Genomic DNA, 12101 nt, shown 5'->3' on the forward strand with positions numbered 1-12101 from the left:
CATGAACGCACTCAGCAGCAACCCGCTTGCAGACGCCACCTCGGCCTGCGGCCAGTCCGACCCGCATCCCGCGCTGGGCGAATGCCTGCGCCGTTGGGCACATCTGCATGCGTCCCGCACCGCGCTGGTGGACGAAGACAGCCGGATGTCGTTCGCCGACCTGGACCGCCGCGTGGACCGGCTGGCCGCAGGCCTGCACGCACTGGGACTGCGCAGCGGCGACCGCGCGATGCTGCAACTGCCCAACGGCATCGGATTTGTCACGGTCTGCTTCGCGCTGCTGCGCCTGGGCGTGATTCCCGTGTTGGCGATGCCCACCCAACGCGCGCACGACATCGACGCGCTGTGTCGCCTGGCCGAGCCGGCAGCCTATTTCGTGCCGGACCAGGTCGGCGGTTTCGACTACCGGCCGCTGGCCGCGCAGATGGCGCAGGCGCACCCCTGCCTGCGCGCGGTGGTCATCGATGGCGAGCCCGGCCCACCGGCTCCCGGCACCTACGCGCTCGCCAGCCTGGATGACGAACCACGGCCATGGCCGGTTCCTGCGCCTGGCGACACCGCGCTGCTATTGCTCTCGGGCGGGACCACCGGCGTGCCCAAGCTGATTGCGCGCACCCATCGCGACTACGCCTACAACTTCAGCGCCTCGGCCGAGCTCTGCGGGCTGGACGAGACCACCGTGTACCTGGCGGTGCTGCCGATCGCGCATAACTTCACCCTGGCCTGCCCCGGCATCCTCGGCACGCTGGCGCGCGGCGGCACCGTGGTGCTGTCGCGCAGTGCCAGCTGCGACGAGGCGATGCCGTTGATCGAACGCGAACATGTCACCCACGTGGCGCTGGTACCGCCGCTGGCGCAGTTGTGGGTGCAGGCCCGCGACTGGGAGGACAGCGACCTGACCAGTCTGCGCCTGGTCCAGATCGGCGGCTCGCGACTGGAACCGGCACTGGCACGGCGCGTCCCCGACGCACTGGGCCCGCTGCAACAGGTGTTCGGCATGGCCGAAGGGCTGCTGTGCTACACCCGGCTAGACGATCCGGCCGACACCATCCTGCACACCCAGGGACGGCCGCTGTCGCCGCAGGACCAGATCCGTATCGTCGACGAGCACGAGCAACAGGTGCCGCCTGGCCAGGTGGGGCAACTGCTCACCCGCGGCCCCTACACCATCGGCAGCTATTACCGCGCCACCGAACAGCATGCCAGCAGCTTCACCCGCGATGGCTACTACCGCACCGGCGATCTGGTACGCCAGGATCCGGCCGGCAACCTGATCGTGGAAGGCCGCATCAAGGAGCAGATCCAGCGCGGCGGCGAAAAGATCTCCACCGCCGAGGTCGAGTGCGCACTCGGCCAGCTTGCCGGTGTGGGGGCGGCGGTGGTCGTGGGGGTACCCGACGCAGTGCTGGGCGAGCGAATCTGCGCCTTCGTGCAGCCGAACGACAGCGGCATCGACACCGCCAGCCTGCGCCAGGCGCTGCGCGCGCAAGGCCTGAGCGCGTTCAAACTGCCCGACCAAGCGGAAACGATCGCAGCCTGGCCACTGACCCCGGTGGGCAAGATCGACAAGCAGCGGCTGATCGCAATCGCCCAGGAGCGGCGCGCCAGCGCATCCGCAGCATCGCCGCCGCCCGCCGCGCGCTACGCCGAACGCCGCATTGCAGTGACCACCCCGCCACTGGAGCTGGCCACACGGCTGGCCGCCGCTGTGGAGTCGCAGCACTACACGCTGTACGAACGCGGCGACGAATACAGCATCGGCCTGGATGCGGTGTTGCAGGTGGTGATCGAGCCGGACGGAACCGTGCGCCGCAGCGACGCTGCGCTCGGCCCGGCATCCTCGCCATGCGCGGGCGTCGCCCAGGCGCTCGCAGGGATTCCGTTCGACGGCTGGCGCGCCTATGGCCGCGCCGATTTCGAATTGGCCCACCTGCTGCATGGCCTTGGCGGCAGCCAGGGCAGCCGGCCATTGCTCACCTTGTCCATTCCCCGCGCCGAAATCCGCTTGCGCCCCGGCCAGGCGCTGCTGCGTGCACTGGATTCGGCCGATCTGGATGACCTGCAAGCGCAGGTGGTCGCCCAGGATGCCGCCAGCGAGCCGACGGCGGGCCAACCTGTCCAGATCGGTGTGGACACGCACGCAGGCGAGGAGCACCTCTACAAGCAGCACGTCGCCGCTGCCCTTGCCGAGATGCATGCGCATGCCTACCAGAAGGTCATTCTGTCGCGCACCGTCGAAGCGCCGGCAGACCTCGATATGGCGGCCAGCTATCTGGCAGGCCGCCGCTGCAACACGCCGGCACGCTCCTTCCTGCTGCGCGACGGCGACTTCCAGGCCTATGGATTCAGCCCCGAGACGGTGGTGGAAATCGATGCCCTGGGCCGGGTCTCCACCCAGCCGCTGGCCGGCACCCGCGCACTGTGCGGCGATTCGGCAGAGAACGAACGGCTACGCCGCGAGCTGCTCGCCGACCCCAAGGAAATCGCCGAACACGCCATCTCGGTGAAACTCGCCTTGCAGGAAATGGCCATCGTCTGCGGCCCCGACTCTCTGGGCGTCAGCGAGTTCATGGAGGTCTCTTGCCGAGGCAGTGTGCAACACCTCGCCTCGCGGGTCAGCGGCCGGCTGGCCTCGGGCCGCGATGCCTGGAGTGCCTTCGAAACGCTGTTCCCGGCGGTGACCGCATCCGGCATCCCTAAACGCGAGGCACTGGACAGCATCCGACGCCACGAACCGGCGCCGCGCGGGCTCTACAGCGGCTGCGTCCTGCTGGTCGATAGCGACGGCGCGATGGACGCCGCACTGGTCCTGCGCGCGGTTTACCGACACGGCGAGCGCTGCTGGCTGCAGGCCGGCGCCGGCCTGGTGCCCTCCTCCACGCCGGAACGGGAATGGACGGAAACCTGCGAAAAACTGGCCTCGGTGGCTTGCCATCTACGCCGACGCCCCCTCCTCGACGCCGCCGACTGACATCCCCTGCACCTCGCTAAGCACGCCCTCGCACAAACGCCTGCCTCCCCGCGCCGATCGCCGCACATCACCGCTCACCAGGAGCCCTCATGACAGACAACCTCGCCGCATCCCAGGACTACTACACCCAGTCCGCCGAGTGGTACGACATCCTGTCCGAGCAACATTGGAAAGCGCGCCACGCGTCGGTGTCCGCCGCCCTGCGCGCCGCCTGCCCCGACGCACGCGTCGTGCTCGACATCGGCACCGGCACCGGCATGGCGCTCAAGCTCATCGCCGACGCCTTGCCACTGGCAGACATCCACGCCATAGAACCCTCCGCCTCGATGCGCATAGGGCTGATGGCACGCATCCTTGCCGACGCCCAACTGCGCTCCCGGGTGACCGTGCACCCGGCCGACATCGCCCAGGCCCGGTTGCCTGCCGGCATCGACGTGGCGCTGGCCTGCGGATGCATCGGCTTCTTCGACCCGCCCACGCGGCGCGCGCTCTGGCCACGACTGGCGGCAGCGCTGGCACCGGCAGGCGTGGTGCTGGTGGACGTGATGCCGCTGGACAGGCCGCAATCCATCCCCGAGTCGCAGGTGGCCGACGTCCAGGTGGGACGGCACCGTTACCAGATCTGGCTCAGCGGGCAACCTGCAGGAGCGGACCCGGAGCTCATCCGCTGGCGGACGCGCTTCGGTCAAAGCGACGGCGCTACACAACTCCGCAGCTTTGCGATCGAGCGCGAGTGGCGGGCGTTCGGCCTGGACACCGTAGTGGACGAAGCCGCTGCAGCCGGCTTCACCGCCGAGCGGCTGACCGACAGCCCGGTTCCCGCTGTGCTGCTGCGGCTGGCATAGGCATGCGGTCACGCCTTGGCCGATGGTGCGGATGCCATCGGCAACGCGCTCGCACGATCCGGCACGCGTTGCGCTCGCTGCAGACCTGAAGCGCGGTTGCGCGCGGGGAATTCCTGCGCAAGGCACTCACGTCCCCTGCCGACACACGTTAACCGTGACGACCATCAATTGTTATGTTAAAACATAACATTACTTTCATTTGGCGACTGCGTCCCGGCACCGACTGCATCAATGACCATCCACCCCCTGTGCTGCGTACCGACACCTTGTCCGCGTCAGTGGAAATGCCGGCGTTCCACCGCATGCCAGCGCAAGCCGGCACGCGACGGCGGCAATCCGGCGCTGCGCAGGTGATCGCCCACCTGCACTGACGGTACCGGGCATCTGCGGGTACTGGAGGCTGCGAAGGACTCGCATCCCTCCGCCACCGGCGACGGCATGCAACGACACACGACTGCCCGACTGGCGCGGCACCAAACCCGGATCGACATCGCCTGCGTCTCCGCTCCGCAGGCGCTGCCGCAGCACGTCGCCGGCGCTGCGCTTTTTTCCACATTCACGGCACCTCACTTCAAGGCACTGGACGCGCATGACCGCCACCTCCGGCTTACTGATCGAAGGCTTGACCAAGACCTACCGCAACGGCGTCCACGCGCTCGCCGGGGTGGACCTGCATGTGCAATCCGGCATGTATGGGCTGCTCGGGCCCAACGGTGCCGGCAAGAGCAGCCTGATGCGCACTCTGGCTACCTTGCAGACCCCCGACAGCGGCCGGATTCAGCTCGATGGCGTGGACGTGCTCGCCGACCCTGACCACCTGCGCCGCCGCCTGGGCTATCTGCCGCAGCAGATTGGCGCCTATCCCGGCATGTCCGCGCGTACGCTGCTGGATCGGTTCGCCTGGCTCAAGGGACGCACCGACCGGGGCGAGCGCCGCGACGAGGTGCACGGCCTGCTGGAGAAGGTCAATCTGGCCCAGGTCGCCGACCGCGAGGTCGCCAGCTATTCCGGCGGGATGCTGCGCCGCTTCGGCATCGCGCTGGCACTGGTGGGCGCGCCACGCCTGCTGATCGTCGACGAACCGACCGCCGGCCTGGATCCGGCCGAGCGCAATCGCTTCCACCATGTGCTGGCCGAAGTGGCCGCCGACGCCATCGTGCTGCTGTCCACCCACATCGTCGAGGACGTGGAAAACCTCTGCCGGCGCCTGGCGATCCTGGCGGCCGGGCGTATCGTCGCCGAAGGCACCCCGTCCGAGCTGATCGCGCCCTATCGCGGGCGCCTGTGGCACTGCGTGGTGCCGCGCGGCCAGCCTTTGCCGCCCCATCTGCATGCCACCGCCAGCCCCGAGGGCTCACACGTGATCGCACTGGCGCAGCAGGCGCCGGATCCACGCTTCGTGCCGCACCTGCCGCGCCTGGAAGACGTGTATTACGCCGCGTTGACGCAGGCGCATACCAACGTCGCGGAGGCGGCATGAGCGCAGCGCAGCTGCTGCTGCAGGAAGCGCGCGCGGAGCTGCGCGCCGGGTTGCGCAGCGGCATTGTCGGCCTGGTCTTCGTCGGCCTGGCCGGCTATCTGCTGATGTGCCTGACCAATGCCGACTACGTGCAGCAGATGGGCGGCACCGATGTTCCGCGCAACGCCCCCAGCCTGATCTACCTGATGTCCACCGGCTGCATGTTCTTCCTGTTCTTCGCGTGGGCCTGGGTGTTTGCGCAACCGCTGCTGCGCGACCGCCAGGCCGATCTGCATGAAGTGGTGTTGTCGCTGCCGATCTGCCTGCCGGCCTTGCTGTGGGGACGCTTCATTGGCGCCGCGCTGGTCGGCGCGCTGCTGGCCGGTGCGCTGATCGTGGGTTTCATCGCCGCCCCGGTGCTGGGCTGGCTGGGCCTGGTGCCAGCCGGTTCGATCGCTGCCCTGCCATGGCGCGCATTGCTGTTCGCCTGGGGCTGGCTGTTGCTGCCGGCCGGCACCGGCATCGGCGCGCTGTACTACCTGATCACCCTGCGCACCCGCAGCGTGGCCGGCGCCTTCGGTCTGTCGGCGCTGTTGATGCTGCTGTGGATGTTCGCGGTGGTGGTGCTCAAAGGCGGCGACATCAATCCACTGCTGGCGGCAGTGCTGGATCCGTCGCTGTTCACCTTCGCGCATACCCGCATCGAGGCCTGGACGCCCCTGCAGAAATCCACCGCATTGCTGCCGATAACGTCGGGGTTCCTGCTTAACCGCGCAGTCTGGGGTGTACTGCCGCTGGCACTGCTGGCCTGGGCGCTGCATGGCGTCCGACGCGAATCGCTGGTGCTGGAGACGGCGGCACCGCGTGCTGCCATACCCGCCACGGCGGCCATCCAGATGCTGGCCGTGCAGCGGTCACTGCCGCCGGTTGCTACCTCGCACTGGGGGATCGCGCTGTGGCTGGAAACGTATTGGCAGCTACGGCAACTCGCACGCAGCCGTGGCTGGTGGGCCGGCATGACCGTCCTGGCCGCCATGTGCGTACTGAGCGCCTTCGTCCACGGCATCTGGCATGCCGACGGCCCGCTGCTGCCACGACCGGACCTGCTGCTGCCGCTGCTCAAGGACGCCACCTATCTGGTGATCGCATTCCTGATCGCCGCCCTGGTCGGCTGGGTGTCGCGACGCGACCAGGTCGACGGCTTCGACAGCATGTTCGACGCGCTCCCCGCGCCAATCTGGCTACGCCCGTTCGCGCGCGCCCTGGCGGTGATCGCCACGACCGTGCTGCTGTCGCTGCTGCCGGGCGCCGCCGCCGTGCTGGTCACCGCGCTCGCCTTGCCTGCGGCCCTGGACCTGCGCGATGCCCTGCTCTATCAGCTGCTGGTGATGGCGCCGCCGCTGCTCGAGCTGGGCCTATTGAGCTTTCTGGTACATGCGCTGTGCCGCCGGGCCGGGGTCGCCTACAGCCTGTCGATGCTGCTGACCTTCATCCTGGTGGTGAACCATGAGCTGGGGATGGCGGATTACCCGCTGTACCAGGTCGGCATTCCGGTCCATCTGCAGCTGTCGGGACTGACCGGCTGGGCGCCCTGGCGCGCGTATCTGCTCGCCCTGGACGGCTACAAGCTGGCGCTGGGCGCCCTGTTGGTCGCCGCTGCGGTGCTGGTGCTGCCACGCGGCGTCGATAGCCGGTTGCGCCAGCGCGCCGGGCAGCTTGGCAACCGCTTGCGCGGACCGGTAGGCGTGCTCGCCAGCGTTGCGCTGGTCGGTTTGCTGGGTCTGGGCACGCTGCTGAATGCCCAGCTGATCGGCCGTGGCGGCTATCGGCCGTTGGCGCTGATCCAGCGCGAGGACGCCGCCTGGGAACGGCGCTGGCTGGCCGACGCCGGTGCTTACACGGTCGCCGGCGGCGACCTGCGCCTGCAGCTCGATCCAGCCGCCGAACGCCTGCAGGGAGAATGGACGCTGCAAGGTGTGCGTGCCGCTAGCGGCAGCCTGCATGCCGAACTGCCCAACGGGTTCGCCCTGCAGCGCGCCACGGTCGACGACCGCAGCGTGAGCGCCGAGGTCGCGGACGCGCATCTGGTTGTGCCGCTCGGCGCCTGCGCCACGAGTGACACCGGCTGCACGGTACGACTGCAGTGGTCGCTGGCGCCCAACGGGTGGTCGGCCGACGGCCAGCCGCCATGGCTGGGTCACGCCGGCGTCTGGTTACGTGCGCAGGACGCTGCACCGCGCCTGGGGCTGGATCCGGATCGGGTGCTCAGAAGCGCCGGCGATCGGCGTCGCTACGGCCTCAGTGAGGCTGTCGTCCTGCCGCCCGATGCCGCATCGGTCGCCAGCGACGCGATCGCCCCGAGCGGGACATGGCATTGGTCGTTGCAACGTGGCAGCACCGTCTCCACTGCCGTCACGTCTGGCCAGACGCAGGGTCCGTTGACGTTCGCAGTGGCGTGGGCGGCCGATCCGCACCAGACCCTGGTGGGTCCAGTGCGGATCGCCCACGACCGCCACCGCGCCGACAGCGCACCCGGTATCGGCGCCGACGTGCAGGCCATGCAGGCCTGCGTGCAGCGGCGGCTGGGCCACGTCGGCGTGGTGCAGGAGATCGCGCAGTGGCCGCGTGGCCTGGGCGAACCACGTCTGCTCGGCACCACCCTGGTGCTGCCGGAAGCGCCAAGCTGGGACGTGGCCGATCTAGGCGTTGGCCGCTCGCTGCGGCGCGCGCGCATTGCATCGGCACTGGCGCGACAAGCGCTGGCCACCGCAGCCGATCTGCGGCAGGGCCGCAGCGCCGCCTGGCTGAGCGACGGCGTGGCCGGTGCGCTCGGCCTGCTGTGTGTCGGCGATGTCGATGGGCTGGCTGCTTTGCAGCAGACGCTGATCCGCGCCTCTGACACCACCGCACGCGTGCTGGCCGACAGCGATGTCCCGGTCGACGCCTTGAGCCTGGCGCGCAGCTCCGGCTGGGCGCAGCACTACGCCGCCTTGGCGGCATTGGACTGGACCGCGCGCCAGCGCCCGCAGGATTTCGACAGCCTGACCCGCCAGCTCGCCGCACGGGTGCCGTTGGCCGATGCACTGGCCGCACACGCCGGGCCGCAGGCCGCCGCAGAACACCTGGGCGCACCGCTGGCCTCGCAGCTGTCGCTGCAGCGCGATCGCACCGGCACCCGCATCGACGCCAGCCGCTGGCGCTGGCACGGCGGCGGCTGGAAGCGTGTCACCGACAGCCTCCCGCATTACCGCCTGCTCACGCGTCGCGACGGCGTCGTGCGGTTGCAGGCCGCGCCATCCAGCTACCCGCGCTATCCACCCGACAGCGAGGGACTGCTGCTCGACGCCTGGCCGTCCTATCAGCGCAACCCGCAACAGGTGCTGCTGCATCCCGACGCGGGCAACGCGCCACCGCCCTGATTCCGCGATGCCAGCCAACCGTGGCGCTGCAGCAGCGCCAGCCCCCTCTCCTCCCCGCCATTGCCCATCCAAGGATTCTCCATGCCGTCCACCGTATTGCCTGCCGCTCGCGGCAGATCGCGTTACCGCGCCGACGCGCTCGCCGTGGCCATCGTCATTGCCCTGCTGCCGGTAGCCGCGCTGGCCGACTCCGGCTCCGGCTCAGGTAACGACGATGCCAAACAGGCCACCGACCTGCCCACCGTCACCGTCAGTGCCCGGCTGGCCGACGAAAGCGCCAAGGATGTGCCGTTCGGCCTCAGCGTGACGCGTCGCAGCGATATCGAGGCCGGGCGTCTGCTCAACATCAAGGAGGTGCTGCGTAACACGCCCGGCGTGGACGTGAGCTCCTACGGCGGCAGCAACGACGGCAATGTCCGCATCCGCGGCGTCGGCTCGCTCAATCAGGTCAGCATGGACGACGGCTCGGTTGTATTGAATGTCGATGGCGTGGCGATCTCGATGCGCCACGCCTCGCTGGCGACCTTCGATGTCGAGCAGGTCGAAGTACTCAAGGGGCCGCAAGGCACCTTGTTCGGCCGCAACAGCGAAGCCGGCGCCATCAATGTCACCAGTCGCCGGCCAACCCGCGAACGCGAAGGCTATGTGCGCGTGGAAGCCGGCGAGCAGGGCCAGCAGTTGCAGGAAGCCGCGCTTGGCGGCGCGCTGTCCGAGCATCTTTCCGGGCGCATCGCGGTGCGTCACAGCGGCTACGACGCCTGGGTGGATAACGCACAGGACGGCCGCCCACTGGTCGAACCCAGAGAAACCGCGCTGCGCGGCAGCCTGCTATGGGACCTTGCCGACAGCACCAAGGCGCTGCTGATCCTCGAAGGCCAGAATACCCGCCATGAGGTGGCGCAGGAGGTGCTGCGTCCGTTCGGCGAGCAACCCAGCCTGGACCTGACGCCCGGCGTGTTCGATGGCAACCGCAAGCAGATGCGGCGCTACTCGCTGCAGGTCGACCATGACCTCGACAACAGCCGCATCACTTCGATCACCGCACACACCAGCGCCGATTTCACCGGCGGCAAGGGCTACGACCGCCGCCTCACCCAGGCCCTGTTCGGCTCGGCGTTCGAGTATCTGGCCACCGACGTCTCCGAAGAACGCGTCAACAGCCAGGACCTGCGTTGGTCCTCGTTGCCGCAGGCGCAGGTGTTCTGGGTAACCGGGGTGAACCTGCTGCACTCCCAGCGCAGTTTCGACTCGCTGTTTGCAAGCACCGGCAACCAGCAGCTGCGTGACTTCGGCACCGACAGCTACGCGCTGTACGGCGAGGCCACGCTGCCGCTGGGTGAGGCGTTCAAACTCACCGGCGGGTTGCGCTACTCGCGCGATCGCAAGACCTATCGCGGGCTGTACAGCGTCGGCGGCAGCGCCGTCGGCGACAGCCGCCGGGTCGGCGACGATTACCTGACCGGCCGCACCGCGCTGTCCTACGCCTGGACCGACACCACCAACGTGTACGCGGTGTACGCACGCGGCTACAAATCGCAAGGGTTCAACGACTACGCGACCCAGCCGATCGACAGCCGGCCCTATCGCGCCGCCACGGTGAACAGCAGCGAGATCGGCTTCAAGCATGCCTCCGCAGACCAACGTTTCTCGCTGGACGGCGCGGTGTACCTGAACCAGGTCCGCGACGACCACCTGCTTGGCTATGACGTCGCGACGCTGGCGGTCAGCACGGTCAATGCGGACACCCGCAGCAAGGGCGCCGAACTGCAGGGCAACTGGCACCTGCCGAGCGGCTGGACGCTCGGCGCCGGCCTCAGCTACATCGATGCCGACATCACCAGTACCGCCGTCGGCGTCTCCGGTGGCGATGTCGCCGCCGGCAACCGTGTCCCCGATGTTGCGCACCTGAGTGGCAACCTCAGTCTTGCCTACCACCGCGAGCTGGCCCAGTTCTGGGGCCTGGCGGCGCCGGCGCTGAATGCACGTCTGGGCTACCGCGGCGTCGGCAATCGTCCGGCCAATCCACAGAACAACTTCGACCTCGCCGGCTATCAGAAAATTGACCTGCGCATCGGCCTGGAAAACGGCAACGCCGAGCTGTATGCCTGGGCCGACAATCTCGGCGACGATCGCTACGACCTGTACGGCAACTACGCCGCACCGGGCGTCATCACCGGCCTGCCGGCGCGTGGCCGCACACTGGGTCTGGGGTTCCAGTACGCCTTCTGAGCGCACGCCTCGTACCGATCGCTTCCGGGATTCAAGACGCTTGCTTCGCTGCATCCACATGCAGCGCCTGCGCGATTGCCGCGCAGTTCGCACGTGGCACAAGCGCCCGGATCCTCGAGGAGCGCGTCGTGAAAGACCGCGTTGTACTTTAGGGCGCTAGCTGTCAAGACACTCCTCCAGCGCTTGACATGCATGGCCGACCGGCACGGACATGCTGCTTGCCAGTCGGCGAATCGACTCGCCCCTATGCCGCCACCCGCCGCTGCACGTTGCGTTCGATCTCGCTGCTGTTGGGCAGGGTCTTCAGGTCGTAGGTGGCCTGTAGTGCCAGCCAGGACGCCGCATCGCCACCAAAGTGGCGGGCGAGCCGAGCCGCGGTGTCGGCGGTGATGGCACGCTCGCCATGCACGATGCTGTGGATGCGCGTCGCCGGCACATCCAGCGCCCGCGCCAGGCCATTGATGGTCAGCCCCAGTGGCAGCATGAAGTCTTCCCGCAGAATCTCGCCAGGATGGATGGCGCGTAGTTTGTTCGTGGGTCGCATGGCAACACCTCAGTGATAATCGACAATCTCAACGTGTTCAGGGCCGGCGTCGGTCCAGACAAAGCACACGCGCCATTGGTCATTGATGCGGATGCTGTGCTGACCTGCGCGTGTTCCTGTCAACAGCTCAAGCCGGTTGCCCGGCGGGCTGCGCAAAAACTCCAGCGTCTGCGCCGAATCCAGCAATGCAGCTTCCGTTCGGCCGCTCCCTGCATGGACCGAAATTGCCGCGGGCTACCGCCTTCGAACAAGGCGCGTGTGTGCTTGCATCGAAACGACTGGATCATCCTGATCACCCTCATTACGTCAGACGGAATATATTACGCGGAGCGTAACGCCGCAAGGGATCCGTACCCTCACCTCACCCCACGCCCCGCTCCGCGCCCCGGGCGCTCCAAGGCACGCGCGCCCATGCCGCGCAAGCTGTGCCTCCTCGCCCGGGGGAAGAGAAGCTTCAGGCAACTTCTTTATTACCGCGTTCATGCCTTTTCGAAGTCACAACAACAACGTACCGAGGCGGCAGCGTGGCCGGGGATTGGCGTAAAGCGGCACACGGATGTGCCGCGCGGCGAGTCAGACAGGATGTCTGACCGAGCCGAAGAGCCGATTCCCGGCCGCGCTGTCGCCCCTGCCC

8 protein-coding genes are annotated in these 12101 nt (G+C 68.3%); 6 read left to right on the plus strand and 2 right to left on the minus strand.

Annotated elements, in window-relative coordinates; all coding sequences use genetic code 11:
• The first annotated feature begins 1 nt into the window (after position 1).
• From FFY45_RS22285 to FFY45_RS21385, 5 genes are all read left to right on the plus strand, one after another.
• Positions 2–2971, plus strand: coding sequence for a salicylate synthase (locus FFY45_RS22285; RefSeq protein WP_176341954.1), 2970 nt, complete (start codon positions 2–4; stop codon positions 2969–2971).
• Between the two features lie 89 nt (positions 2972–3060).
• The gene (locus FFY45_RS21370; protein WP_176341955.1) at positions 3061–3816 is read left to right on the plus strand and encodes a class I SAM-dependent methyltransferase; all 756 of its coding nucleotides are present in this window, start codon (positions 3061–3063) and stop codon (positions 3814–3816) included.
• Between the two features lie 589 nt (positions 3817–4405).
• Positions 4406–5296, plus strand: coding sequence for an ABC transporter ATP-binding protein (locus tag FFY45_RS21375; RefSeq protein ID WP_176341956.1), 891 nt, complete (start codon positions 4406–4408; stop codon positions 5294–5296).
• A complete protein-coding gene (locus FFY45_RS21380; protein WP_176341957.1) occupies positions 5293–8694 on the plus strand; it encodes an ABC transporter permease family protein in 3402 nt (1133 codons plus the stop codon). Before FFY45_RS21375 ends, FFY45_RS21380 begins: the two co-directional genes overlap by 4 nt.
• Positions 8695–8775: 81 nt before the next feature.
• The gene (locus FFY45_RS21385) at positions 8776–10923 is read left to right on the plus strand and encodes a TonB-dependent receptor (RefSeq protein ID WP_176341958.1); all 2148 of its coding nucleotides are present in this window, start codon (positions 8776–8778) and stop codon (positions 10921–10923) included.
• 244 nt (positions 10924–11167) lie between these two features.
• On the opposite strand, the gene FFY45_RS21390 is transcribed toward FFY45_RS21385, so the two are convergent.
• Both FFY45_RS21390 and FFY45_RS22345 read right to left on the minus strand, forming a co-directional pair.
• Positions 11168–11467 (minus strand): HigA family addiction module antitoxin, encoded by a 300-nt coding sequence (locus tag FFY45_RS21390; RefSeq protein ID WP_176341959.1) that lies wholly within the window; start codon positions 11465–11467, stop codon positions 11168–11170.
• A 9-nt stretch (positions 11468–11476) separates the two neighbouring features.
• Positions 11477–11653 (minus strand): type II toxin-antitoxin system RelE/ParE family toxin, encoded by a 177-nt coding sequence (locus FFY45_RS22345; RefSeq protein WP_306432101.1) that lies wholly within the window; start codon positions 11651–11653, stop codon positions 11477–11479.
• A 225-nt stretch (positions 11654–11878) separates the two neighbouring features.
• Between FFY45_RS22345 and FFY45_RS21990 the strand changes: the two genes are divergently transcribed.
• The coding region (locus FFY45_RS21990; RefSeq protein ID WP_217902706.1) for a hypothetical protein at positions 11879–12101 on the plus strand (223 nt) is incomplete at its 3' end.

The sequence above is a fragment of the Xanthomonas hortorum genome, assembly GCF_011305375.1.
Lineage (GTDB): Bacteria > Pseudomonadota > Gammaproteobacteria > Xanthomonadales > Xanthomonadaceae > Xanthomonas > Xanthomonas hortorum_E.